Genomic DNA, 25,313 nt, shown 5'->3' with positions numbered 1-25,313 from the left:
CGGAGCCGCACGCGCGGAGCTCAGTCTCCTGTGATCACGAAGGTCGAGCCCGGCTCCCTGACGATGTCGCCGGTGGCCGAGTTCGTGATGGTGACGCCGGTCAGGGTCGCGCTGCCGCGGGCGCTGCCCTGCGCCAGGATGCCGGCGCCGTTGTTGGACCTGTCGATGCGGACGTTGGTGATGGCGACGTTCGGCATGTTGCCGCCACCGCCCTTGAACTGGATGCCGTCGTAGGTCGAGTCGTGGATGTCGGTGTCACGGATGGTCACGCCGGTGATGTCCCGGTTCTGGGCGAAGAGCGTGATGGCGCCGAACTTCTGCGCCTCGCCCCAGAAGACGCCGCCGCAGCGGTACAGCGCGTTGCCCGCGATCAGCGTCTGGCCGGAGAACGGCAGGGGGTTGTGGTCGGTGGCGAGCATGATGCCGGGGTAGTTCATCGTGTCGTAGATCAGGTTGTTCTCGATCTTGTTGTTGTAGCCGCCGTAGATCGCGATGCCGTTGGCCCGCCACGGAAGCTGCACGGTGTTGTTGACGAACTGGTTGTCGTGGGCGATGTCCACCGACGGGTCCTTCACGTACGGGTTCGCCCAGACGGCCAGCGAGTCGTCACCCGTCGTGCGGAAGGAGGAGTTGAAGACGCGCGAGTTCCGGGTGCCGTTGCTGAAGTTGATGCCGTCGGCGTAGGTGTTGCGGATGCGCATGCCGCTGAACTGCAACCCGTCGGCCGGCCCCCACAGCTCGGGGATGTTGTCGTAGTCGCGGCCGACCCAGACGCCCACGTTGGCGTGCTCGATCCAGACGTTCGAGATCTTCGTGTTCTGGCCGAAGCGCCCGTTCAGCCCGACCCCGCCCTCGGCGCCGCCGGGGCCGCCGCGGATGCGGCCGGAGCCGAAGATGGCCAGGTCGGAGATCTGCACGTTGTCGTCGATGTCGAAGCCGAAGTTGCCCTCGTGGGGGTGGTTGATGCCGCCCGTCGCCAGGTGCGGCTCGGTCAGGGTGTAGAGCTGGGAGTGCCACATGCCCGCACCGCGGATCGTGACGTCGCTGATGCCGACCTGGTTGTACGGGCCGCGGTTCAGCGGGTCGTCGGTCAGGATCTTCTTCTCCTGCCGCCACTGGCCCGGCGGGATCCACACGCAGTCGATGACGCCGTTCTGGTCGTCGGTGACCGCCCGCTGGATGGCGGCCGTGTCGTCGTTGCCGTCGCCGGGCACGGCGCCGTACTCGGTGATCGAGGTGCACGCGGCCGGTTTGGCGGCCGGTGGCGCCACGTCCTCCAGGTCGATCAGGTCGATGATGTAGAAGGCGGCGCTGTCGCCGGCGTCCCGCTGGAGGCGGAACTTGGTGCCGGCCGGGTACGAGCGCGACAGCAGCGCGTGCGACTCGTCGAACAGCCTCCTGGCGTCGGCCTGCGGCGTGTTGGTCAGCGCCTCCGGGTCGTCGCTGGTGCCGTACAGCCAGCTGTGCTTGGAGGAGAGGGTGAGCTTGCGGGCGAAGGTCCCGTCGACGTAGAGGCTGATCGTGGCGTCGATGCCGCCGCCGCCCGGCGCGTCCGGGATCGAGTTGCGCACGACGATCGAGTTGGCGGGGTTGGTCGAGGTGAACTCGACGTACTGGCCGGTGCTGTCGAGCCGCACCGACTTCCTGCCCGAGGACTCGGTGGCGAAGTTCGTGTGGCCGAACGTGCGCAGCGGGTCCGTCTGGAGCAGGGTGCCCTGGTAGGCGGCGGATTCGGCCTCATACTCGATGTACGGCACCGAGGCGCCGCGGCCGACGGTGATCGCCTGCGAGAGCGTGTTGTTGCTCTCGTCGGTCTCGGTGACGGCGCCGGTCGCGTCGGCGGTGGCGGTGATCGTGGCGCCGCCGGTGGTGGCGGTCCAGCCGCCGGTGACGGCCACGGTGGCCGTCGCGCCCGCGGCGATCGGCGCCGTGCCGGTGTCGAGCGTGGTGCCGCCCACCGCCACGCGGGTGACCGTGGTCGCGCCGGTCGTGGTCGTGCCGCGGTTCTTCACGGCCACGGTGAAGGTGACCCGCGTGCCGGCGGCGGGGTTCGGCGGGGTGGCGCTGATGCTCAGCACCTGGAGGTCGGGGCCGGGGGCTTCGGCGATCTCCAGGGAGGTGGGCGCGGTGTAGGCGTTGTTGGCCTCGTTCTGCTCGGGGACCTCGCCCTCCTCGTCCACCTTGGCCGAGACCTGGTACGCCCCAGCCTTCCTTGTCCCGATATTTGCGGACACGGTGGTGGATGCTCCGGCGGCCAGCGCGCCCACGCCGGCGCTGCCCGCCTTGGTGGTGCCCGCGTAGAGGTTCACCGAGGTGGCGGCGGAGGCGGCGGTGCCGGCGTTCCTGACCGTGGCCGACAGCGTGATCGCGGTCGTCGCGGTGGGTGAGGCAGGCGTCCAGGTGAGGCCGGTGACGACGAGGTCGGGGTTGGGCGCGGGGGTGCCGAAGATCTGGAACTCGGCCACCTGCCCGCTGGGGGCGCCGGAGTTGGCGGTGAACTGCAGCCGCACGTCGGCGGCCCTGCCGGTGACCGGGATGGTCACGGTGTTGCCCGTGGCCGGGTCGAACGTGTAGGTGGCCTGGGCGACCAGGGTGGTGAAGGCGGTGGCGCTCTGCTCGCGGCCGAGGACCTGGAGGGTCTGGGTGCGGCGGCCCCAGGCGCCGTCGGGGTTGAGCCTGAGCACGATGGAGGCCAGCTCGGCGTTGGCGCCGAGCGGGGCGGTCAGGGTGGCCGGGTAGGCGCCGCCCTCCCAGTAGGTGGCCACGTTGTCGTCATTGGCGTTGGCGGCGGCGTAGGTGTGGGTGTGGCCGGACTCGGTCAGCGTCTTGCCGAGGGCCAGGTTGGTGCCGGGGTTGCCGGGGTTGTCCGGAGCGCTGCCCCAGACTTCCAGCTCCGAGAGCTGGCCGGCGGGCCAGCCGGAGTTGGCGGTGATCTGCACCCTGACGTAGCGGGTGGTGGTGGCGGCGAAGGTGATGGTGGCGGCCGGGCTGATGGTGTGGGTGGCCGGGGCGGCGATGGTGGTGAAGCTGGAGCCGTTCGTGCTGCCCTGGACGCTCAGCGTCTGGGTGCGGCCGGGCCAGCCGGCGGGCAGCTTGAGCACCACCCTGGTCACGCTCGCGGCGGCGCCGAGGTCGACCTGGATCCACTGCGGGAAGGCGTTGCTGGCCGATTCCCAGTAGGTGGCCTGGTTGCCGTCGGTGACGTTGGCGGCGCGGTAGACGTCGGCGAAGCTGCTGGCGGTCGCGGCCTTGCCGGCGGCGAGGTTGGTGTCGGCCGCGGCGTGCGCGGGCGGCGCGGCGAGGAATCCGATGAGTAACGCAAGGGCGGCTAACAGTGCTCTCATGGGGGTGGCCCTTCGGGTAAGGCGGATGGCCGAACCATAAGATGTCGCGCAGATGGCCGCAATATTTCGACGAGATTGCGCAAAGAAATAACTTTGGCATTCCGGCGGATGAGGGATCTTCGCCCTGGTGACGCCCCCGGGCAGCGTTGCCGAAGACTCGGGGCGGAGCGCAAGCGGCTACGTCGGACGAGCGTAAGAAGGACGCAAGACTTGCGCTCCGCGGCGGGTCAGCTTGCGGAGCCGGACGTCAGACCGTGCAAGGGACGCGCTACAGCCCCACGAGCGCGATGATCACGGACGTCAGCGCGACCGGCCCCATCACGGCCACCGTCACCACCGTCGCGGTGTGGCCGGGCAGGAGGCGGGCCAGGATGCCCGAGGCGGCCCGCCGTACCGCTCCGGCGCCGGGCAGCACGAACAGCCCCAGCGTGAACGCGCCGGCGGCCAGCGACTCCGCGTGGCTGGTGCTCAGCCGCCCGGCCAGGTGCAGCAGGCCCGCCGCGGCGATGCCGAAGGCCAGCGACAGGAGCAGGTGCCCCATCGCCACCAGCGCGGCCCTGGTCAGCTCCGGGCGCTCCTCGGCGAAGTAGTGGTCGCCGGCGCGCAGCGCCAGCGACAGCGCCGCCACCAGCAGACCCACCACGACCGGCATGACGACAGTCAGCGCCACCAGCGTGACCAGCGCGAGCACCCCGACGAACCCGCTGCTCTTCAGGAACCGCCGCAGCTCGAACGGCTCCGCGGGCTTGGGCGGCGGCGACGGGCGGCGCTCCTGCGGCCGCTCGGCGTGCAGGGTGGGCGCCGGCGCCTCCTGCTCGCGCCTGCGGGCGTACTCGACCGGCGGGAGCAGGTCGGAGATGGTGTTCATGGCCACCGTACGGCCGCCCCGCGCCTGTGGCCTGCGGCCGCCGGGGTCGAGCGCTCCGGCCGTCCGCAGCAGCTCGCCCGCGCTGGGGCGGGCCGACGGATCGACCTGCAGCGCCCTGCTCAGCCAGTCGCGCAGCCAGGCCGGCGCCTTGTCGATCTGCGAGCGCCCCTCCATCGTGTTGAAGCAGACCGCCTCGAACGTCCCCGTGCCGAACGGCGGCAGGCCCGTGGCGGCGAAGAACACCGTCGAGGCCAGCGCGTGCACGTCGGCCGCCTGCGTGATCTGCGAGCCCCGGATGATCTCCGGCGCCAGGTAGCCAGGCGTGCCGACGAACATCCCGCTCTGCGTCAGCCTGGCCGCGTCCACCAGGTGCGCGATGCCGAAGTCGATGACCAGGGGCCGCCCGTCGACCATCATGACGTTGGACGGCTTGAGGTCGCGGTGGATCACGCCGGCCGCGTGGATGTCCACCAGCGCCTGGCACAGCCCCTGCGCGAGCCTGATGACCTCGTGCGGCTGCAGCGGGCCCCCGGACAGCACGGTGTCCTCCAGCGTGCGGCCGGGCGCGAACCGGGTCACGACGTACGGCCGGGCGCCGGACAGCTCGGCGTCGAGCACCTCGGCGACGTACGAGCTGCGCACCCGGCGCATGGTCTCCACCTCGCGGAACAGCCGGTCGCGCGCCTTGAGGTCGGCGGCCACGTGCGGGTGCAGCACCTTGATCGCGACTTCTCGGCCCGCGCCGTCGAGACCGAGGTGGGCGACCCCCATGCCGCCCTCACCGATCTTCCTGACCACCCGGTAAGGGCCTAGATGCTCGTACGTCTGAGTGCTCATTCCCGACGTCATCCTCCGTTTTCCCCCGTGTGCCGCGCTTTTCGTGTGCACCGGCCCGGACATTCTCCCGCAGCACGTCCCCCAAAATGCACAGTAAGCGAAGATCTGTCCGAGTGCGGCGCCTGCCGGGTATGCAGGCGCCGCACCCGGCGCACGTCAGATCTCCTCGACGCTGCTCGGCTCGCGCCGGGACAGGTCGATGCCCAGCTCCTCCGCGGCGCGGAAGACGTCCTCGTCGGTGTCGCGCATCTCGATGGACATGCCGTCGCTGGAGAGCGCCTCGACGTTGAGGCACAGCGACTGCATCTCCTTGATGAGCACCTTGAAGGACTCGGGGATGCCCGGCTCGGGGATGTTCTCGCCCTTGACGATGGCCTCGTAGACCTTCACCCGGCCGACGACGTCGTCGGACTTGATGGTCAGCAGCTCCTGCAGCGCGTACGCGGCACCGTACGCCTCCATGGCCCACACCTCCATCTCACCGAAGCGCTGGCCACCGAACTGGGCCTTACCGCCGAGCGGCTGCTGGGTGATCATGGAGTACGGACCGGTCGACCGGGCGTGGATCTTGTCGTCGACCAGGTGCAGCAGCTTGAGGATGTAGATGTAGCCGACCGCGATCGGGTACGGGAACGGCTCGCCGGAGCGCCCGTCGAACAGCCGCGCCTTCCCGCTGCGCTGCACGAGCCGATCCCCGTCGTGGCCCGGGACGGTGCTGCCGAGGAGCCCGATGATCTCCTCCTCGGTCGCGCCGTCGAAGACCGGGGTGGCCATGTTGGTGCGCGGGGCGACCTGCTCGAAGCCCTTCTCGCGCAGCCGCTCGGCCCAGGCCTCCTGGATGCCCGAGATGTCCCACCCGCGGGCGGCGATCCACCCCAGATGGGTCTCCAGCACCTGGCCGACGTTCATCCGGCCCGGCACGCCGAGAGGGTTGAGGATGATGTCGACCGGGGTGCCGTCCTCCAGGAACGGCATGTCCTCGACCGGCAGGATCTTGGAGATGACACCCTTGTTGCCGTGCCGGCCGGCCAGCTTGTCACCGTCGGTGATCTTACGCTTCTGCGCCACGAGGACGCGGACCAGCACGTTCACCCCTGGCGGCAGCTCGTCCCCCTCGTCCCGGCTGAACACCTGCGTGTGGATCACCCTGCCGGACTCGCCGTGGGGCACCTTCAGCGAGGTGTCACGGACCTCGCGCGCCTTCTCACCGAAGATCGCGCGCAGCAGCCGCTCCTCCGGGGTCAGCTCGGTCTCACCCTTCGGGGTGACCTTGCCGACCAGGATGTCGCCGGGCACGACCTCGGCGCCGATCCGGATGATGCCGCGCTCGTCGAGGTCGGCCAGGACCTCCTCGGAGACGTTCGGGATGTCCCGGGTGATCTCCTCCGGGCCCAGCTTGGTGTCACGGGCGTCGACCTCGTGCTCCTCGATGTGGATCGAGGACAGGACGTCGTCCTGGACCAGCCGCTGGGACAGGATGATCGCGTCCTCGTAGTTGTGACCCTCCCACGGCATGAACGCCACGAGCAGGTTCTTGCCCAGCGCCATCTCACCGTTGTCGGTGCACGGGCCGTCGGCGATGACCTGGTTGACCTCGACCCGGTCGCCCTCGGCCACGATCGGCTTCTGGTTGAAGCTGGTGCCCTGGTTGGAGCGCTTGAACTTGGCCACCCGGTACGTCGTCCGGGTGCCGTCGTCGTTCATGACCGTGATGTAGTCGGCGGAGACCTCTTCCACCACACCGGCCTTCTCGGCGCTGATCACGTCGCCCGTGTCGGTCGCGGCACGGTACTCCATGCCGGTGCCGACCAGCGGCGCCTCGCTCCTGAGCAGCGGAACCGACTGACGCTGCATGTTCGCGCCCATCAAGGCCCGGTTGGCGTCGTCGTGCTCCAGGAAGGGGATCATCGCGGTGGCCACCGACACCATCTGGCGCGGCGACACGTCGATGTAGTCGACCTCGCCCGAGCGTACGTACTCGAACTCGCCGCCCTTGGTGCGGACCAGCACGCGATGGTCGGCGAAGCCGCCGTCCGCCGTCAGCGGCGAGTTCGCCTGCGCGATGACGTACTGGTCCTCCTCGTCGGCCGTGAGGTAGTCGATCTGCTCCGTCACCCTGCCGTCGACGACCTTGCGGTACGGCGTCTCGACGAAGCCGAAGGCGTTGAGCCGGCCGAAGCAGGCGAGGTAACCGATGAGGCCGATGTTGGGGCCTTCGGGGGTCTCGATCGGGCACATCCGGCCGTAGTGGGACGGGTGCACGTCACGGACCTCCATGCCGGCCCGCTCGCGGGACAGGCCGCCGGGGCCGAGCGCGGACAGGCGCCGCTTGTTCGTCAGGCCGGCCAGCGGGTTGGTCTGGTCCATGAACTGCGACAGCTGCGAGGTGCCGTAGAACTCCTTGATCGACGCCACGACCGGGCGGATGTTGATCAGGGTCTGCGGCGTGATCGCCTCGACGTCCTGCGTGGTCATGCGCTCGCGCACGACGCGCTCCATGCGGGCCAGGCCCAGGCGGACCTGGTTCTGGACGAGCTCGCCGACGCTGCGCACCCGCCGGTTGCCGAAGTGGTCGATGTCGTCGACCTCCAGGGGCAGGCCCGTCGGCTCGTCGCCGGCGTGCAGCCGCACCAGGTACTCGACGGCCGCGACGATGTCGTCCTCGGTCAGGACGGTGACGTCGATGTCGAGGCCGAGGCCGAGCTTCTTGTTGACCTTGTAGCGGCCGACCTTGGCGAGGTCGTAGCGCTTGGGGTTGAAGTAGAGGTTCTCCAGCAGGGTCTGCGCCGACTCCTTGGTCGGCGGCTCGCCCGGCCGCAGCTTGCGGTAGATGTCGAGCAGGGCGTCATCCTGGCCGGCGGTGTGGTCCTTCTCCAGGGTGGCCCGCATCGACTCGTACCGGCCGAAGCGCTCGAGGATGCGCTCGCTGGTCCAGCCGAGCGCCTTGAGCAGCACGGTGACGGGCTGCTTGCGCTTGCGGTCGATGCGCACACCGACGCTGTCGCGCTTGTCGATCTCGAACTCCAGCCAGGCACCCCTCGACGGGATGACCTTGCAGCCGTACAGGTCCTTGTCGGACGTCTTGTCGACGTTGCGCTCGTAGTAGACGCCGGGCGAGCGAATGAGCTGCGACGTCACGACCCGCTCGGTGCCGTTGACGATGAAGCTGCCCTTCGGCGTCATGAGCGGGAAGTCTCCCATGAACACCGTCTGGCTCTTGATCTCGCCCGTGGTGTTGTTGATGAACTCCGCCGTGACGAACATCGGGGCGGAGAAGGTCATGTCCTTCTCCTTGCATTCGTCCACGGAGTACTTCGGCGGCTCGAACCGGTGGTCGCGGAACGACAGGGACATGGATCCCGAGAAGTCCTCGATCGGACTGATCTCTTCGAAGATCTCCTGGAGGCCCGACTGGGCCGGGACGTCCCTGCGCCCGGCCTGGCGAGCCGCCTCGACCCGGGCCTTCCACCGCTCGTTCCCGAGCAGCCAGTCGAACGACTCGGTCTGCAGGGCGAGAAGGTCAGGAACTTCGAGAGGCTCCTGGATGCGCGCGAAGGAGACGCGGCGGGGGCCGGCGGGAATGGGAGAGGCGTTGCGCGAGGCTGCCAACAGATGTCCTTCCGGAGGTACGAAGGCGAGGGAGGGCAGCATAACGCAACAGGCAAACGGAAGTCCACACCTATTAGTAGTGTCAACCTCATGTGCCGCCATCAATATCCCACACACCCCGCACCTTCGTCAATTCGGCGGCCGTGAAGCAGGATCGTGTCATGCGAGCGCTGGTACTGACGGGCCCTCCCGCGGCGGGCAAGAGCACGATCGGCCGCCTGGTCGCCCAGGACCGGCCGCGCGCCGCCTTCATCGACATCGACGACGTCCGCCACCTGGTCGTCAGCGGCCACGCCGCGCCCTGGGAGGGCGAGGAGGGCCGGCGCCAGCGGCGGCCCGCCCCGTGCACCTCACGCCGGCGGAGTTCCGCGAGCTGCACGCCCGGCAGGCCGCCTTCACGGCGGGCGACATCCGGCTGGACACCACCCGCCTGCCCGTCCGGACCGCCGCCGCCCGCGTGCGGGACCTCTGGCACCGGCCGGACACTTAATGCAAGTTGCTGGCAATTGCGGCATATGTGCACAATGGCCACGATCGCCCAACCTTCACCACCGGAGACCTAGCCACATGAGCCGCCCGCTCCGCACCGCCCCAGCCCTGCCGATCATCAGCGAGAAGGCGGTAGCCGGATCATGAGAAGGTTGCTCGCCCTGGTGGCGGCGCTGACGCTGACCGCGTGCGGTCAGGCCCCCGCCGCCCAGCAGCAGGCGGAGACCGCCGCCGCGCCGCAGGCGGGCTTCCCGGTCACGGTCGAGAACTGCGGGCGCAAGCTCACCTTCGACAAGCCGCCGTCCAAGGTGGTGACCGGCTACCACCCCTCGCTGGAGACCCTGCTCGCCCTCGGGCTGGGCGACCGGATCGCCGGCCGCACCTACTTCGGCGAGAGCGCGTTCCTGCCCGGCCAGAAGGAGCAGTACGACGAGATCCCGCAGATCTCCGAAACGATCATGCTGCCGCAGAAGGAGGTCATGCTGGCCCAGGGCGCGGACTTCGTCCTGGACAACGCGATGGCCGGCTTCGACGCCGCCGGCGGCTACGCCACCGTGGAGGAGCTGGACGCGGCCGGCAGCCCGGTCTACATCCTCGGCGGGTGGTGCAGCCCCGAGGAGGTGCTCCAGTTCACCATCGACGACACCTTCACCGACCTGCGCAACCTCGGCAAGATCTTCGGCGTCTCCGACCGCGCCGAGAAGCTCGTCGGCGAGCTGCAGGGCCGGCTGGCCGACGTGAAGAAGCGCGTCGCGGGCCGGACCCCGGTCAAGGTGCTGGCCACCGACGGCGGCAAGGGCCCGGTGAACGCCTACGGCGGCTCCGGCATCACCAACCAGATGATCACCGCGGCCGGTGGCGAGAACGTCCTCAAGGACGTCAAGGGCGACTACACCGAGGTCAGCGTCGAGAAGGTGAGCGCCTCCCAGCCCGAGGCGGTGCTCGTCAGCGACTACGCCACGCTGCGCGGCGAGGACATGCCGAGCTCGTCCGCCAAGGCCGAGGAGGCGTTCGCGATCGCCAGGAACAGCCCGGCCGCCGAGGACAGGCGCTACCTGGCCCTGCCCGTGGCCGCCCAGCACCCCGGCTACCGCAACATCCTGGCGGTCACCGACATCGCCCGGTTCCTGCACCCGGACGCCTTCGCGCAATGACCACCCAGGACGTGGCGCCCACCATGGCGGTGAGCGCCGGACCGGCCCGCCGGCGCGGCCGCCGCTTCGTACCGCTCGTCGTCGCCCTCGCCGTGGCCGCGCTCGCCTCGACCTGGCTGGCGGTGAGCATCGGCGCGGTGCACGTCGCGCTGCCCGAGGCGTGGGGCATCGTCGCCGACCGTCTCGTCCCCGGCCTGGTGCCGCGCACGTGGACGCCGGTGCAGGAGCAGATCGTGTGGGAGTTCCGGCTGCCGCGGGCGCTGCTGGCGCTGCTCGTCGGGGCCGGGCTGGCGGTGGTCGGAGCGGTGCTGCAGGCACTGGTACGCAACCCGCTGGCCGACCCGTTCCTGCTCGGGATCTCCTCCGGCGCCTCGTTCGGCGCGGTGTGCGTGTTCATCCTGGGCGCCTCGGCGCTGGGCGGGCTGTCGCTGTCGGCCGCCGCCTTCGCCGGCTCGCTGCTCGCCCTCGGCCTGGTGTACGCGCTGGCGCAGCGGTCCGGCCGGCTCACTCCGTCCCGGCTGGTGCTGGCCGGGGTGGCGCTGGCCTACCTGTTCCAGGCCGGCTACAGCTTCGTCCTGCAACTGGCCCAGAGCGGGCGGGCCGCCCAGCAGGTGCTGTTCTGGCTGATGGGCAGCCTCGGCGGGGCCCGGTGGCACATGCTGCCGCTGCCGGCCGTCGTCCTGGCCGCCGGGGTGACGTACCTGCTGCTGCAGCACCGCCCGCTGAACGCGATCGCCGCCGGGGAGGAGACGGCCGTCTCGCTCGGGGTGAACGTCAACCGCTTCCGGCTGATCCTGTTCGTGCTGACCTCGCTGCTGGTCGGCGTGCTGGTGGCCACCAGCGGGGCGATCGCGTTCGTCGGCCTGATCGTGCCGCACGCCGCCCGGCTGCTCGTCGGCGCCGACCACCGCCGGGTGCTGCCCGTCACCGCCCTGCTCGGCGCCGTCTTCCTGCAACTGGTGGACATCGCCGCCCGCACCGTCAACGCCCCGCAGGAGCTGGCGCTGAGCATCGTCACCGCGCTGTTCGGGGTGCCGTTCTTCCTGTGGCTGCTGCGCCGGCGCTCCGTGGACCGGGCGGTGAGTGTCACGTGAGGCTCGACCTGCGAGGGGTGTCCGTCGGCGTCGACGGCTACCCCATCGTGCACGAGGCCGACCTGCTGGTGGACGACGGCGAGTTCGTGGCCCTCGTCGGGCCGAACGGCTGCGGCAAGTCGACGCTGCTGCGCACGATCTACCGGGCGCTGCGCCCCGGCGCCGGGCTCATCTCCGTGGACGGCGACGACGTGCACCGGCTGCCCGCCCGCCAGGCCGCCCAGCGCACCGCCGTCGTCGCCCAGGAGATCCCGGCTGACCTCGACTTCACCGTGACCGAGATCGTCTCCATGGGCCGCACCCCGTACAGGCCCGATGCCGCCGCCGACGAGGAGCGGTACGCGCGGGCGCTGGACCGCGTCGGCCTGGCGGGCGCCGCCGACCGCGTCTTCGCCACCCTGTCCGGCGGCGAGAAGCAGCGGGTCCTGCTCGCCCGCGCGCTGGTCCAGGAGACCCGCCTGCTCCTGCTGGACGAGCCCACGTCCCACCTCGACATCCGCCACCAGCTCGAGATCCTGCACCTGGTGCGCGAGCTGGGTGCCGAGCTGGGTATCGCCACGCTGGCCGTGCTGCACGACCTCAACCAGGCCGCCGCCTTCTGCGACCGGCTCTACGTGATGAACGCCGGCCGCATCGTGGCCGGCGGCCCGCCCGACGACGTCCTCACCCCCGAGCTCATCTCCCGGGTGTACGGGGTGCGCGCCGTCCAGCGCACCCAGCTCGTCTTCGAACGGCTCAAGGAAGAGGGGTGACGGTCGCTACCGTGTGAAGATCACCACTCGCGGTACGACGAGGAGAACGCCCCTGTGACCTGGGACCCCTTCGGCACGCTGAGCCGCACGCTGTGGATCGGCGGCGGGCAGTGGGCCGGCAAGTCCACCGTGGCGCGGCTGCTGGCGCTGCGCCACGGGCTGACCGCCTACCACTACGACTACCACGACGCCCGCGGCCACGACGACCGCCGCGTGGCCCGCCGCGTCAGGCTCGGCGAGCCTCCCGGCGGTCCGGACGCCGACACCATGTGGGTGCGCGGCACGCCGGCGGACCTGGCCGCCGAAACGCTGGCCGGCTTCCCGGTCCGGTTCGAGTGGGCCCTGGACGACCTGAGGGGGCTCGTCTCGTGGCGGCCGATCATCGCCGAGGGCTGGGGGCTGCGGCCCGAGCTGGTCGCGCCGATCGTCGACTCGCCCCGGCGGATGGTCGTCATGGTGCCCACCGCGGCGTTCCGCGACCGGCAGGCGCGCGAGCTGAGCCGGGCCGCCGCCGTCGGGGCCGGGGTGAGCGACCCGGAGCGGGCCCAGCGCAACCGGCTCGAACGCGACCGCCTCGTCGCCGACGACGCCGTCCGCTCCGCGCGCCGCCTGGGCATCCGCGTGCTCGAGATCGACGGGACGCTCGACGCCGGCGCCGTCGCGGGCCTCGTGGCCGACCACTTCCGCCCGTACCTGCCGCCCGCCGAGGAAGGCCCTTGAACGGGCGCTCGCGGGCGCGCTCCCTCGGCGTCGTCGTCGGCCCGCTGCCGACCGGGCCGCTGAACGCGATCACCGACGTCGAGGGTGTCCTGGTGGGGCACACCACGATCGACGACGGGGCCGCCCTCCGCACCGGGGTCACCGCGATCGTTCCCCGGCCCGTGCGGCCACTGCCCGCGGCCGTATTCACCGGCAACGGGTACGGCAAGCTGGTCGGCTCGACCCAGGTGGACGAGCTGGGCGTGCTGGAGTCGCCGATCGTGCTGACCGGCACGCTGTCGGTGTTCAGGGCGGCCGACGCGGTGCTGACGTACCTGATGGGGCTGCACCCCGGCGGGCTGTCCTTCAACCCGCTCGTCGGGGAGACCAACGACGGTTTCCTGTCCGACATCCGGCGCCGCCCGATCACCGAGCGCCACGTCCTCGACGCGCTGGAGGGCGCCTCGGGCGGCCTGCCCGCGGAGGGATGCGTGGGCGCGGGCACGGGGACGACGGCCCTGGGGTTCAAGGCCGGGATCGGCACCTCGTCCAGGCGGCAGGTGGTGGACGGCGTCCCTGTCACGGTGGGGGCGCTGGTGCAGGCCAACTTCGGCGGGGTGCTGACCGTCCGGGGCGTCCCGATGCCGGTCGAGGAGCTCGTCCCGGGGGCGGGCCGCCCGGAGCCGCCGGGCAACTCGTGCATGATCGTGGTGGCCACGGACGCGCCGCTCGACGCCCGGCAGCTCGGCCGGCTCGCCCGGCGGGCGATCTTCGCGATGGGGCGGGTGGGGGCGTCGTACTCGCACGGGAGCGGTGACTACGCGATCGCGTTCAGCACGGCCTCCCGGTCGCCGGTCCTGCCCGATGCCGCGCTGGACCCGGTGTTCGCGGCCGTCCTGGACGCGGTGGAGGAGGCGCTGCTCAACTCCCTGTTCATGGCGACGACCACGACGGGGATCCACGGGCACACGAGCCACGCGGTGCCCTACGACGCCGTGACGCGCTCGGCACCGCCAGGGCCACGGGCATGACCGTGGCCCTGGCCCGCCGGCTGCTCCGGGCCGCGCATGCTCGACCGGGGCGAGTTCTTCAGGGGCGGCAGCGCCCGGCTCACAGGAAGCGCCCGGCGAACGCGGCCCGGTTCGCCGAGTCCGGGTCGCGATCGCGCACGGCGAACGCCACCCGTTCGAACGTCCCCGCGAAGTCGCCGGTCAGGTGGGTGTGGAAGGCGCCGGCGACCTCGCGCGGATCGTTGCGGAACACGCCGCACCCCCACGCGCCCAGCACCAGCGTGCGGGCGCCGTGATGCGCGGCGACGGCCAGGACGCGCCCCGCCCGCTCGGCCAGCGCCCGCCGGATCCGCTCGCCCGCGCCGGGGTCGCGGCGCAGCACCTGCCCGGCGTTGGGCGCCGGCGAGGTGAGGAACGAGACGAGGTACGGCTCGGCCAGCAGCCGGCCGTCCTCGCCGCGGTGCACCGGCACGCCGGGCGACCAGATGACGCGGTGGCTGTAGAGCAGGTCGGCCGAGGCCCGGTGGGCGGCGTAGTAGTCGGGCGCCCGCAGGAGGCAGGAGTACAGCAGGGAGTGCCTGCACAGGTCCTCCTCCTGCGCCTTCGCGCCGCCGAGGTAGCCGCCTCCCGGGTTGCGGGCGGAGGCGAAGTTCAGCACCGCGATCCCTGCCGCGCCGTCCAGGTGCAGCCGCCGCGCCGCGCCCAGGCTGCCCTCGCCGGTGACCTCGAAGGCCGTCGCGTACGTGCCGGCGCCCTCCCAGGCGATGGGGCCGTCCGGCGGGTGGCTCACGGTGCCGGCGACGGCGTCCCGCAGCGCGGGACCGACCTCCACGGTCGTGCCGCCGGCTGCCGGATAGCGGCCGCCGGCGGCGATCCGCTCGTTGTCCGCCGCGATCTGGCGCAACCTTCCGCTCACGCGTCCTGATCGTAAGCGGTGATCGCCGGGTGAAAGAAGCGATTTTCCCTTCACCCGGCCCCGCCCGCACCTGACCCGGCCTTCAGGGCACCCTCCGGCGCGACCACGTGACACGACCTGTTATACAAGACATGGATTTGTCATACAGGTTATGGAGGACAACACGTGATCGCCCAGGCCGGACGGGCCGACTACGACGTGGTGCTGGTGGGTGGCGGCATCATGAGCGCCACCCTCGGCGCGCTGCTGCGCCGCGTGCGGCCGGACTGGTCGGTCCTGGTGCTCGAACGGCTGGACGGCCTCGGCCTGGAGAGCTCGTCGGCCTGGAACAACGCGGGCACCGGCCACGCCGGGCTCTGCGAGTTCAACTACACGCCGCTGACCGGCGCCGGCTCGATCGACGTGAGCGGCGCCATCACGGTCAACGAGCAGTTCCAGCTCTCCCGGCAGCTCTGGGCGCGCCTGGTCGAGGAGGGCACGCTCGGCGACCCAGCGGGCTTCATCCGGCCGGTCCCCCACTACGCCTTCGCGCACGGCGCCGCCGGGGTGGAGCACCTGCGGCTGCGCCACGCGGCGTTGCGCGCGCATCCGCTGTTCGAGGGGATGGAGCTCACCACCGACCGGGACGTCATGGCGCGGTGGCTCCCGCTGATGTTCGCCGGCCGCCCCGGGCGCGGGCCGATGGCGGTCTGCCGCACCCGTGGCGGCACGGACGTGGACTACGGGGTGCTCACCCGGCGACTGTTCGCCGCCCTGGCGGGTGACGGCGCCGACGTGCGGACCGGTCACGAGGTGCGGTCGCTGCGGCGGGACGGGCGGTCCTGGCGGCTGCGGGTGCGCGACCTGCACGGCGCCCGCGACTACCTCGTACGCGCCCCGTTCGTGTTCCTCGGCGCCGGCGGCGGGACGTTGCCGCTGCTCCAGAGCGCCGGCGTGCCGGAGACGCGGGGGTACGGCGGCTTCCCCATCAGCGGCCGGTTCCTCCGCTCGGCCGACCCCGGGCTGCTGGCCCGCCACCACGCCAAGGTCTACAGCCACGCCGAGCCGGGCGCGCCGTCGCTGTCGGTGCCGCACCTCGACACCCGCGTCGTGGACGGCCGCGCGTACCTCATGTTCGGGCCCTTCGCCGCGTTCTCGCCGCGTTTCCTCAGACGCGGCCGCCTGTCCGACCTGCCGCGGTCGGTGACCCCGCGCAACGCCGGCACGCTGCTGGGCGCGGCCCGCGACAACCGCGACCTCCTGCGCTACCTCGTCGGGCAGCTCGCGCAGACCCGCGGCGGCCGGTTGCGGGCGCTGCGCCGGTTCGTCCCCGACGCGCGGCCGCAGGACTGGGAGCTCGTCACGGCCGGCCAGCGGGTGCAGGTGGTCAAGCGGGTGAACGGCCGGGGCTCGATCGCCGGCTTCGGCACCGAGGTCGTGACGTCGTCCCATGGCGGCCTCGCCGCCCTGCTCGGCGCCTCCCCCGGCGCCTCCGCCTCCGTGGCGATCATGCTCGACGTGCTCGAACGCGCCTTCCCCGGCCACCTGCGTGACTGGCGCCCCGTGCTGCGCGACCTCCTCCCCTCCTACGGCGTCTCCCTCTCCGAGGAGCCTGACCTGCTCCGGGAGCTCACCGTGCGCACCGCCGGAGCCCTGGGCCTGGACCATGGCTGACGAGCACGGCGCGAGCCTCGCCGACCGGGTGGAGGGCGAGCTGCGGCGCGGCATCGGGAGCGGGGAATGGCAGCCCGGCGCGCTGCTGCCGTCGGAGGGCGAGCTCGCCGTCCGGTTCGACGTCAGCCGCACCGTCGTACGCGAGGCCATCTCGCGGCTGCGCGCGGCGGGGCTGGTGGAGACGCGGCGCGGGCGCGGCTCGTCCGTCCTGGCCAGACCGGCGGCGCAGGACTTCACCCACTCGCTCGGCACGGTGCGCACCCCGCAGGACCGGCTGTACCTCCTGGAGCTGCGGCGCGGCATCGAGGTGGAGGCCGCCGCGCTCGCCGCCGTCCGCCGCACGCCGGCCACGCTGGCCGCCGTGGACGCCGCGCTGCGCCGCACGGCCACGGTCCGGGGCGGCGCCAGCGACGCGGTCGAGGCCGACTTCGCCTTCCACCGCGCCATCGCCGCCGCCACCGCCAACCGCTTCTACCTCGACCTGCTCGACACGCTGGGCGCCGGCGCGATCACCCGCCCGTACGCCGGTCCCGAGCCCGACCCCGGCCATCTCGACCAGGTGCTCGGCGAGCACCGCCGGATCCGCGACGCGATCGCGTCGGGGGACGCCGTGGGGGCCGCCGCCGCCATGCGCACCCACCTCGACGCCTCCATGGCGCGGCTCACGGGCTGAGCGCACGGCCTTCCCCTACGGACGCTGGCCGGCCGGCACGCCGGCGATGGGATGCTCCTCCCCCGCTTCCCCGGCCGAGGTCTCCGACGGCGCCCGCCTGTGCAGCAGGAGTGCCGTCAGACCGCCCGCGACCAGGCCCCAGAACGCCGCTCCGATGCTCAGGATCGTCATCCCCGACGCGGTGACCACGAAGGTGACCACCGCGGCCTCCCGTCCCTCCGGCTCGGTCACCGCGCCGGCCAGCGAGGAGCCGAGCGCCGACAGCAACGCGAGGCCGGCCACCGCGGTGACCAGCACGGGCGGGGACAGCAGCACCAGGGCCATGGCCAGGCCCGCGCCGAGGCCGAGCGCCAACTGCCCGGCGCCGAGGGCCACCGTCGCGATCCACCGGCGGCCGGGGTCGGGGTGGGTGTCCGGGCCGGCGGTCAGCGCGGCGGTGATCGCGGCCAGGTTGACGGCGTGACCGCCGAACGGCGCCGCCGCCGCGCTCGCCAGCCCGGTCGCGACGAGGACCGGGCGCAGGGGCGGCGCGTACCCGTAGGTCGCCATGACCGCCATGCCGGGGACGTTCTGCGCGGCCATGGTGACGAGGAACAGCGGGAGGGCGATGCTCACCACCGCGGGCAGGCTCAGCGCCGGGGCGGTCAGCTCGACCGCGGGCCGCAGCGCCGCGCCGGACAGGCCGTCGCCGGGCCCGTGCACCGCGATGGCGATGACCGCCACGGCGAGCGCGCCGGGAACGGCCCACCGCCGCAGGTAGCGCTGCAACACCGCCCAGGTCAGGACGACGGGCACGGCCAGCAGCGGGACGTCCACGACGGCGCGGACCGGTGCGGTGCACAGGCTGAGGATGACGCCCGCCAGCATGGCGCCGGCGATCGGGCGCGGGATGGCGGCGATCGCCCGGGCAGGCCAGGGCGACAGCCCGGCGAGGACGAGCAGCCCGGCGCAGACGATGAACGCGCCGACCGCGGCCGGGAACCCGCCGGGCACGGGGCCGGTGGCCACCAGCAGTGCCGCGCCGGGGGTGGACCAGGCGATGCTGATCGGCATGCGGTACCGCAGCCCGAGGAAGATCGCCGCCGCCCCGATGCCGCAGCAGAGGGCGAGCAGCCCGGACGCGGCCTGCCCCGGTGTCGCCCCGACGGCACGCAGCCCGGCGAGCACGACGGTGAACGAACTGGCGTAGCCGACCACCGCGCTGACCAGCCCCGCCATGACCGCCTGAACGCGCACGCCCACTCCCCCGATGCCGCCGGACTCCCCGTCGTTCCACATACGGAACGAACCCTAGCCACGCGGGCACCACGGGACAAGCCCGGCGGGGGTCGGGCCCATGGGGCGTCGGAGGAGGGGATGACATGCTGAGGCCCCATGAACGTCCAGATTCGACCCGTTCGGGAAGAGGACCGCGACGCCGTCATGGAGCTCGCCTCCCAGCTCACCGAGGGAGTGGCCGAATGGCGCGACCCCGGCGCCGTTGCGGAAGCGGCCCGGCAGTGGCTCGCCGGCTTCTTCGCCCCCTCGCCGGAGCAGCGTGGGGCCGTGTTCGTGGCCACGGCCGACGGCGAGGTCGTCGGCATGGTCTCCGTCAACACCCACCGGCACTTCACCGGGCCGGTGGAGGCTTACATCGGCGAGCTGGCCGTCGCGCCGCACGCCGTCCGCATGGGGGTGGGCCGGCGGCTCCTGAGCACGGCGGAGGACTGGGCACGCCGGCAGGGACTGCGCCACCTGACGCTGGAGACGGCGGCGGGCAACACGACCGCCCGGCGCTTCTACGCTGCCGTGGGCTATCGGGAAGAGGCGATCCGGTTCACCCGCGTGCTCGATTAGGCGCCTTCACGAGGAGCCGGCCACCGTGGCGCATGGCGCACGGCCGGCGCCTGACCGCGGGGGCCGCTGCCAGGCGCGGGCCGGCGTCAGAGGTCCGCGCCGAGACCGAGCTCGTCGACGGCGACGGGCCCGCCGGTGAGGAGCGACTGGTTGGCGGCGATGCCGACGGCGACCGCCCGCAGGCCGTCGCGGTAGTCGGCGGCCCGCGCGAGGGGGTCGGGGCCGATGCGCAGGTCGCGGCGGAAGACGTCCTTGAGGAGGATGGCGTCGCCGCCGCCGTGGCCGCCGATGCCGGCGGGGATCGGGACCTCCTCGGGCCGCTGCCAGTGCCGCTGGACGATGAGGCGCTCGCCCTCGGCGCGCAGGGGGTCGTGCGCCCCGAGCGGGGTGGCCGACGGGTCGAGGACGGCGTTGCCGTCGGCGTCGAGCTCGATGAAGCCGCGCTCGACGACCTCCAGCTCGGCGCGGCCTGCGGTGCCGTTGACCGTGACGCGGTAGCCCTCCCACGGGCTGTGCGCGTTGAGCGAGTAGCTCAGCCGCGCGCCCCGGCGGTAGTCGACGAGGACCGCCATGTTGTCCTCGATCGTGATGCCCGGCGCGAACGGGTCCTGGTCGCGGCGGTAGCCGTCGTGCTGCTCGGCCTGCAGGTAGAGGGCGTCCAGGCGGGGGTCGGCGCGCAGGTCGAGGGAGAACGGGTCGCCGTGGGCGCCGGTGCCGCGTTCGGGCCGCTCGCCCATGCCGCGCTCGGCGGCGTTCTTGTCGCCGTAGAAGCGCAGCGCCCCGGAGGCGTAGACCCTGGCGGGGGTGTCGCCGAGCCACCAGTTGACCAGGTCGAAGTGGTGGCTGGCCTTGTGGATCAGGAGGCCGCCCGAGTTGGCCTTGTCGCGGTGCCAGCGGCGGAAGTAGTCGGCGCCGTGCACGGTGTCCAGCGCCCACTCGAAGTGCACGCTGGTCACCTCGCCGATCGTGCCGGAGGCGATGACCTGGCGCAGCGTGGAGTTGCGGGGCGCGTAGCGGTAGTTGAACGTCATCACGACGTCGCGGCCGGTGTCGGCGACGGCACTGGTGATGCGCCGGCAGCCGTCCGCGTCGATCGTCAGGGGCTTCTCCACCACGACGTCCGCGCCGGCCCGCAGCGCCCGGTCGACCAGCTCGGCGTGGGTGCGGTCCAGGCTGGTGACGATCACGACGTCCACGCGCTGCTCGGCGACCATCCGCTCCAGGCCGTCGGGGGCGTGACGGGGCAGGCCGGCGGGGCCGCCGAGGCCCAGCTCGGCGCCCACCTGGGCGTCGTAGTAGTCGATGCGGGCCGGGTTCGGGTCCAGCCAGGCGACGAGCTCGCCCACGTCGGCGTGCTCGCCGGTCAGCGCGGCGACGTACATGCCGGCCCGGTGCCCGGTGCCGGCCACCGCGTAGCGGCGGCGGGCGCGCGACGGGGGCGGGGCGGCGAACTGCGGCACCACACCGGCGCCCGGCTCGGTGCTGATGTGGGACGCGGGGGCGGGGGCGGTGGGGTTCTGATCCACGGGGTGGGTCACGAAGGTCCTTCTCGCTGGGGACGGGCGTCGCTCGTCACGGGTGAGCGGGGTGAAAGTGAACGTTCATCCCAGCACGCTAGTGAACGAACACGCTGAGGGTCAAGAAGGGCGGCCTCCCCCACCGGTCTGGAGCCGGGCAGTGAAAGTGAACGTTCATGACAGGTGCCGGGTGAACGAACACTTCCCGGACCGCCGGTACGCTGAACCCGCGTACCGGCCGAGCGAGGAGCACCACGTGAGCAAGGCAGCGGCGGCGAAGCGGCCGACCATCATGGAGGTCGCGAGGCTCGCCGGCGTCTCCCACCAGACGGTGTCGCGCTTCCTCAAGTTCAACGGCGACGGCATGAAGCCGGCGACCAGCGAGCGCATCCGGACGGCGATCGAGCAGCTCGACTACCGTCCCAACCTCGTCGCCCGCGCCATGCGCAACCGCCGCACCGGCCGGCTGGCGATGCTCCTGCCCGCGGGCACCGCCGTCAGCGCCCTGGAGCTGCTGGCCGGCGCCACCGCGGCGGCCCACGAGGCGGGCTACGTGGTCGAGGTCGTCACGCTCGGCGGAGCCCCGCAGACGTGGTCGCAGCGCGCCCTCGAACTGTCCGACTCCGGGCTGTTCGAGGGCATCCTGTCGCTGACCCGGATGTCGCTCCCCACCCAGCGCCCGGGGAGCGTGCCGATCGTCGTCTCCCCCGACTACGACGACCGCATGCGCGGGGTCGGGGAGCTCGCGGACGCCTCGCACATGGCCGAGATCGTCGAGGGCCTGGCCGCGTACGGGCACCGGCGGTTCCTGCACGTGGCGGGCGACTACGCGCACGCTTCGGCGCGCCAGCGCAGGCAGGTCTATCTCGACACGCTCGGCCGATTGGGGCTGGAGTCCCACGGGGTCGCCGACTGCGCCTGGTCGGCGGAGGCGGCGCGGCAGGCGGTGCTGGGCCTGCCGCCCGGCAGCGGCGTCACCGCGGTCATCGGCGCCAACGACCTGGTGGCCGCGGGGGCGATGCGGGGGGCTTGGGAGCGCGGCTGGAAGGTGCCGGAGGACCTGAGCGTCACGGGGTGGGACAACAACCCCGTGACCGCGTTCCTCCCGCCGTCGCTCACGACCGTCGACGTCGATCACGAGAGGCTGGGGCGTCGCGTGCTGGCCCGGCTGCTGGCCGCGCTCCGCGGCGAGCCCGCGCCCGAGGAGGACGAGCCGATCACCCAGGTGATCTGGCGCGAGTCGACCGGGCCGGCTCCCGAGCGGGCGCGCTGAGCGAGGCCGCCGCGCTCAGACGGGCACAGTCGCGGCCAGCGGTGCGCCGATCTGGATGTCGAGGTACGCCACGAGATCGTCTCCTTCGGCGGCGCCCCGCCTCGCGTCGATGATCACGATCGTCCCGGCCACGATGCCGGCGAAGCTGGTTCCCGACCGGCGGGCCTGCTCGATGCGCTCGGTGACCGGACGGCGTACCGCCTCGGCCAGGAAGGTCAGCCCGTGCGGGAACTCCTCGGACAGTGGATGCCGCTGCCGCCCCGACTCGATCAGGCTCCCGATGCCGAACCGCGCCGACACGATCTGGTCGTCGCGGAGCGTCACGTCGAAGTAGCCGTTCGACCGCACGCGGGTGCACGACCTCTGAGGCGGGTAGAAGCAGTCGTATCCGCCGGCCCGGAGGTCGTCCACGGCGGAACTCATCGTGGTCGCGTAGTGCTCGGCGCCGAGCGGCCAGCGCCGCACGGAGACGTCCCTGGCGGTCACGAGCAGGCCGTGGAGGTCGGAGAAGCGGTAGTCCGCGTGCTCGTCACGCCACGCGGTCGCGGGGATCTCGTCGCTGCGTCTCACCATCGGGTCGCCGAGGTCGCGGGCGAAGTCGTCGATCTCCCGCCGTACGCGGTCACCGGCGCCGGGCCACACGGCGGCGAGCGCGGGTGCCGCGGCGTCCGCGACCTGAGGATCTTCCCCCTGCTGGTACGTGCCCTGCCCGGCGGGCGGGAACCACGCCCAGGCGAGCCGATCGTCGTGGTCCAGCAGGAACTGCGCGACCTGGGGGTGCACGGTGTCCGTGTCGTCGAGGTGAGCGATCCGGCACCACAGGACGCGGCCGTCCGCGTTGCTCCGGGCCTGCGCGCAGAACCATCCTGCGTCCGTCAACGGCCGGGTGAGGGCTGCGGCCGTGCCGCCGACCGGGATGGGCACGGCCGCCGAGTTCTCGGCCGCTTCGGCGTGCTCGTACACCGTGGCCGGGGGCAGCGAGGCCGGCTCCGCGAACTGAGCGCAGCCGGTCAGCACCCACGAGCCGAGGATCGCGGCCAAGGAGGCGGTCCCGATCGCGCCTTTGATGTCGAACACGGAGGAGAAGTCTACGAGGGACCGCCCGTCGGCACGGCCGTGGACGTCGCGGGCGCCGCCCGCTCCCCCTCGGTGAAGAACGGCGTCCCGCGCCAGGTGACCACGTTGTGCAGCCGCTCGTCGGTCTCCCCCTGCTTCCTCGCCGCGTGGATCGCCCTGCGCGAGGACGGCACCCCGCTGTCGGTCCTGGCCTTCACCGTCGCCGGCGGCCGGATCGCCCGCATCATGGCCGTGGTCGATCCTGCCAGGCTCGCGTCGATGGACCTGCCGGACGCGGACCTGCCGGACGCGGGGTGAGGCGCCGGCCGGGAGTGCCGCGGAAACGGCGGACGGCCGCCGAGGTCGGGCCCCGTCGGCCGTCCGCGTCCTGTCCCGTTCACGCCATCCGGTCCCGGGCCGGGACCAGGCGGGCGCCGAGGGCGCGGGCGCCGATCACCATGGCCGCCGCCGCCAGGACGATGTCCTTGAAGATGTACTGCGCCTCGAGCGTCGGCGCGCCCGGGAACAGGTTCGTGAAGAAGAACACGTACGGCGCGAAGAAGCCCGCCAGCGCGCCCGTCATCACCACCAGCCCGGTCTTCAGCAGCTTGCCGGTCACCAGGGTGAGGCCGATGAAGACCTCCATCGCGGCGATCACGGCCTGCGCCGCGTAACCCGACAGCAGGCCCAGGGACAGCTTCTCCAGCGTGGCCACCGACAGCGCCTCCGCCGGGCTCACCCCCGGGAAGAACTTGAGCGTGCCGAAGGCCACGAAGACCAGCCCGAGGCTGACCCGGAGGACGTCGATGCTGTGCCGGGCCAGCCAGCCGGACAGTCTGGAGATCATGGTCTCGATGGTGGCGGTCATGTCGTGCTCCCTCGTCGAGGATGTCGTTTCCGTCTGCGTTCAGACTCGCGAACTCGGCGGCCGGGAGCGTCGGGCCGGGGGAGACACCTGGGGTACGTCGTAGCACGTACACCGGGGTCCGCACGTACTGCCGGAGGCCTCAGGGGTTCGCCCTAGGGGGAGGCGATCTCCAGGTCGGTGCGTACGCCGGCGGTGGTATCACGGTCGTTCAGGGGATGATCAGCGGTTCGCCGTTCGCCAGGACGTTCTCGAGGACGAGGTTCTCGACGTGCTCGACGACGCTCGGCGTCGCGATGGCGCCGAAGTCCACGTCGGTCAGCCTGACGCCGTGGATCGGCGCGTCGGCGTATCCGCGCAGGTTGAGCGCCCGGTTTGCGGTCCGTACGGTCATGTCGCGCACGTCGATCCCGCCCACCACGGGGTTGAAGCCGTGCCCCGGCCCCTCCTCGTAGTTGAAGTTGATGTCGATGACCGAGCCGCCGACCTGGCCGATCTCCAGGTTCCTGGCGTGGAGGCCCTCGACGAAGCCGCCCCGCACGGAGTTGGTCTTGAAGCGCAGCGCGATGTCGAGGTTCGGGCTGGACATCGTGCAGTCCCTGATGAAGACCTCGCGCACGCCGCCCGACATCTCGCTGCCGACCGTCATGCCGCCGTGCCCCTCGCGGAACGTGCAGCCCTCGACCAGGATGTGCTCGCTAGGCACGTTGACGCGGCGGCCGTCGGCGTTGCGGCCCGACTTGATCGCGATGCAGTCGTCGCCGGTGTCGAACGTGCAGTCCCGGATCACCACCATCCGGCTGGACTCGGGGTTGCAGCCGTCGTTGTTCGGGCCGTGGGTGCGGACGGTGACGCCGCGCACGAGCACGTTCTCCGACAGCGTGGGGTGGATCTCCCACATCGGCGAGTTGACGATGGTGACGCCCTCGATGAGCACGTTCCGGCAGCGGTAGGGCTGGACGAAGGACGGGCGCAGGTAGCCACCCTCGCCGTACACCCGGCGCTCGACCGGCACGCCCTGCTCGGCCTGGGCGAACAGGGCCGCCTTGGCCTCGGCCTGGCGCGGCTCCCCCGGCTCCCAGCCGTGGTCTCCTGAGCCCTTCCACGGCCACCAGTGGTCGTCGCCGGCCTGCCCGTCGAGCACGCCCGCCCCGGTCACCGCGATGTCGCGCTGCCCGTAGGCGTAGATCAGCGGCGAGTAGTTGAGCAGCTCGACGCCCTCGAACCTGGTCAGCACCAGCGGCAGGTACGCCTTGGGGTCGGTGCTGAACAGCAGCGTGGCGCCCTCGGCCACGTGCAGGTCCACGTTGCTCAGCAGGTGCACGGCACCGGTCAGGAACCGCCCTTCGGGCACGTCCACATGCCCGCCGCCCGCCGCGTGACAGGCCCTGATCGCGGTACGGATGGCGGCCGTGCAGTCCGTCACCCCATCCCCTACGGCACCATATTTCCGGATATCGAAGCGCCGGTGCGGGAACCTCGGCCCGCGCACCTTCGCCGCGATGCGGTTGGCCCGCGCCCACGGATCGGATAACGCCTGCGCGGCCGGCGCGTCGAGGCCCATCGGCACGGCGAAGGCCGACACGGCGGCGGACGCGGCCATGGCGCGCATGGCGTCACGGCGGCTCCAGGAATGATCTCGGGAACGCTTCGGCATGGACTGGCCCT

At 72.2% G+C, this 25,313-nt stretch carries 21 protein-coding genes; 11 read left to right on the top strand and 10 right to left on the bottom strand.

The annotated features are described in order from the left end of the window. Window positions 1-20 precede the first annotated feature (20 nt). The 4 genes from ACBJ32_RS01620 to ACBJ32_RS01605 all read right to left on the bottom strand — a co-directional run bounded on the left by ACBJ32_RS01620 (window position 21) and on the right by ACBJ32_RS01605 (window position 8,951). On the bottom strand, window positions 21-3,344 hold the full coding sequence (locus ACBJ32_RS01620) for a CARDB domain-containing protein (protein WP_375125053.1): 3,324 nt from the start codon (window positions 3,342-3,344) through the stop codon (window positions 21-23). A 268-nt stretch (window positions 3,345-3,612) separates the two neighbouring features. Continuing rightward, a complete protein-coding gene (locus tag ACBJ32_RS01615; protein WP_357896381.1) occupies window positions 3,613-5,049 on the bottom strand; it encodes a serine/threonine-protein kinase in 1,437 nt (478 codons plus the stop codon). 156 nt (window positions 5,050-5,205) lie between these two features. Continuing rightward, the gene (rpoB, locus tag ACBJ32_RS01610; RefSeq protein WP_375125052.1) at window positions 5,206-8,658 is read right to left on the bottom strand and encodes a DNA-directed RNA polymerase subunit beta; all 3,453 of its coding nucleotides are present in this window, start codon (window positions 8,656-8,658) and stop codon (window positions 5,206-5,208) included. A gap of 101 nt (window positions 8,659-8,759) precedes the next feature. Then, on the bottom strand, window positions 8,760-8,951 hold the full coding sequence (locus tag ACBJ32_RS01605) for a hypothetical protein (protein WP_375125051.1): 192 nt from the start codon (window positions 8,949-8,951) through the stop codon (window positions 8,760-8,762). Between the two features lie 50 nt (window positions 8,952-9,001). On the opposite strand from ACBJ32_RS01605, the gene ACBJ32_RS01600 reads away from it, so the two are divergent. The 6 genes from ACBJ32_RS01600 to ACBJ32_RS01575 all read left to right on the top strand — a co-directional run bounded on the left by ACBJ32_RS01600 (window position 9,002) and on the right by ACBJ32_RS01575 (window position 13,877). Further along, window positions 9,002-9,148 carry a hypothetical protein gene (locus tag ACBJ32_RS01600; RefSeq protein ID WP_375125050.1) on the top strand — a complete coding sequence of 49 codons (147 nt, stop codon included), beginning with the start codon at window positions 9,002-9,004 and terminating at the stop codon, window positions 9,146-9,148. A 142-nt stretch (window positions 9,149-9,290) separates the two neighbouring features. Further along, window positions 9,291-10,301: an ABC transporter substrate-binding protein gene (locus ACBJ32_RS01595; RefSeq protein WP_375125049.1), complete on the top strand. Its 1,011-nt coding sequence runs from the start codon at window positions 9,291-9,293 to the stop codon at window positions 10,299-10,301. Further along, window positions 10,298-11,395: an iron ABC transporter permease gene (locus ACBJ32_RS01590; protein WP_357886885.1), complete on the top strand. Its 1,098-nt coding sequence runs from the start codon at window positions 10,298-10,300 to the stop codon at window positions 11,393-11,395. Before ACBJ32_RS01595 ends, ACBJ32_RS01590 begins: the two co-directional genes overlap by 4 nt. Further along, entirely contained in the window at window positions 11,392-12,147 is a 756-nt protein-coding gene (locus tag ACBJ32_RS01585) for an ABC transporter ATP-binding protein (RefSeq protein ID WP_375125048.1), read from the top strand. The genes ACBJ32_RS01590 and ACBJ32_RS01585 overlap by 4 nt, the downstream gene beginning before the upstream one ends. A gap of 54 nt (window positions 12,148-12,201) precedes the next feature. Continuing rightward, on the top strand, window positions 12,202-12,867 hold the full coding sequence (locus ACBJ32_RS01580) for a hypothetical protein (RefSeq protein ID WP_375125047.1): 666 nt from the start codon (window positions 12,202-12,204) through the stop codon (window positions 12,865-12,867). After that, window positions 12,864-13,877, top strand: a complete 1,014-nt coding sequence (locus ACBJ32_RS01575) for a P1 family peptidase (protein ID WP_375125046.1) — start codon at window positions 12,864-12,866, stop codon at window positions 13,875-13,877. The genes ACBJ32_RS01580 and ACBJ32_RS01575 overlap by 4 nt, the downstream gene beginning before the upstream one ends. A gap of 79 nt (window positions 13,878-13,956) precedes the next feature. Here the strand turns inward: ACBJ32_RS01575 and ACBJ32_RS01570 are convergent, their stop codons facing one another. Next, entirely contained in the window at window positions 13,957-14,772 is an 816-nt protein-coding gene (locus tag ACBJ32_RS01570) for a TIGR02452 family protein (RefSeq protein WP_375125045.1), read from the bottom strand. A 165-nt stretch (window positions 14,773-14,937) separates the two neighbouring features. Between ACBJ32_RS01570 and mqo the strand changes: the two genes are divergently transcribed. Beyond that, a complete protein-coding gene (gene mqo, locus ACBJ32_RS01565; protein ID WP_375125044.1) occupies window positions 14,938-16,425 on the top strand; it encodes a malate dehydrogenase (quinone) in 1,488 nt (495 codons plus the stop codon). Next, a complete protein-coding gene (locus tag ACBJ32_RS01560; RefSeq protein ID WP_375125043.1) occupies window positions 16,418-17,098 on the top strand; it encodes a FadR/GntR family transcriptional regulator in 681 nt (226 codons plus the stop codon). The genes mqo and ACBJ32_RS01560 overlap by 8 nt, the downstream gene beginning before the upstream one ends. Before the next feature lie 15 nt (window positions 17,099-17,113). Here the strand turns inward: ACBJ32_RS01560 and ACBJ32_RS01555 are convergent, their stop codons facing one another. Further along, on the bottom strand, window positions 17,114-18,334 hold the full coding sequence (locus ACBJ32_RS01555) for a benzoate/H(+) symporter BenE family transporter (RefSeq protein ID WP_375125042.1): 1,221 nt from the start codon (window positions 18,332-18,334) through the stop codon (window positions 17,114-17,116). A gap of 138 nt (window positions 18,335-18,472) precedes the next feature. Here ACBJ32_RS01555 and ACBJ32_RS01550 point away from each other — a divergent pair, with 138 nt between their 5' ends. After that, window positions 18,473-18,934: a GNAT family N-acetyltransferase gene (locus ACBJ32_RS01550; RefSeq protein WP_375125041.1), complete on the top strand. Its 462-nt coding sequence runs from the start codon at window positions 18,473-18,475 to the stop codon at window positions 18,932-18,934. Window positions 18,935-19,020: 86 nt separating this feature from the next. Here the strand turns inward: ACBJ32_RS01550 and ACBJ32_RS01545 are convergent, their stop codons facing one another. Then, window positions 19,021-20,472 carry a Gfo/Idh/MocA family protein gene (locus ACBJ32_RS01545; protein WP_375125040.1) on the bottom strand — a complete coding sequence of 484 codons (1,452 nt, stop codon included), beginning with the start codon at window positions 20,470-20,472 and terminating at the stop codon, window positions 19,021-19,023. Between the two features lie 235 nt (window positions 20,473-20,707). On the opposite strand from ACBJ32_RS01545, the gene ACBJ32_RS01540 reads away from it, so the two are divergent. Then, entirely contained in the window at window positions 20,708-21,724 is a 1,017-nt protein-coding gene (locus ACBJ32_RS01540; protein WP_357886913.1) for a LacI family DNA-binding transcriptional regulator, read from the top strand. Between the two features lie 15 nt (window positions 21,725-21,739). Here the strand turns inward: ACBJ32_RS01540 and ACBJ32_RS01535 are convergent, their stop codons facing one another. Continuing rightward, complete coding sequence (locus ACBJ32_RS01535; RefSeq protein WP_375125039.1) at window positions 21,740-22,801, bottom strand: hypothetical protein; 1,062 nt, start codon at window positions 22,799-22,801, stop codon at window positions 21,740-21,742. A 39-nt stretch (window positions 22,802-22,840) separates the two neighbouring features. Between ACBJ32_RS01535 and ACBJ32_RS01530 the strand changes: the two genes are divergently transcribed. Next, complete coding sequence (locus ACBJ32_RS01530; protein ID WP_375125038.1) at window positions 22,841-23,098, top strand: hypothetical protein; 258 nt, start codon at window positions 22,841-22,843, stop codon at window positions 23,096-23,098. Between the two features lie 79 nt (window positions 23,099-23,177). Here ACBJ32_RS01530 and ACBJ32_RS01525 read toward each other — a convergent pair whose 3' ends face one another. Both ACBJ32_RS01525 and ACBJ32_RS01520 read right to left on the bottom strand, forming a co-directional pair. Further along, the gene (locus ACBJ32_RS01525; RefSeq protein ID WP_357886919.1) at window positions 23,178-23,648 is read right to left on the bottom strand and encodes a DoxX family protein; all 471 of its coding nucleotides are present in this window, start codon (window positions 23,646-23,648) and stop codon (window positions 23,178-23,180) included. A gap of 208 nt (window positions 23,649-23,856) precedes the next feature. Further along, on the bottom strand, window positions 23,857-25,302 hold the full coding sequence (locus ACBJ32_RS01520; protein ID WP_375125037.1) for a glycoside hydrolase family 28 protein: 1,446 nt from the start codon (window positions 25,300-25,302) through the stop codon (window positions 23,857-23,859). Between the last annotated feature and the right edge of the window lie 11 nt (window positions 25,303-25,313).

Source organism: Nonomuraea sp. GTA35, assembly GCF_041950525.1.
Classification (GTDB): domain Bacteria; phylum Actinomycetota; class Actinomycetes; order Streptosporangiales; family Streptosporangiaceae; genus Nonomuraea.
The sequence above is the reverse complement of the archived record's forward strand: the minus strand, read 5'-3'. Positions and strand labels throughout refer to the sequence as shown.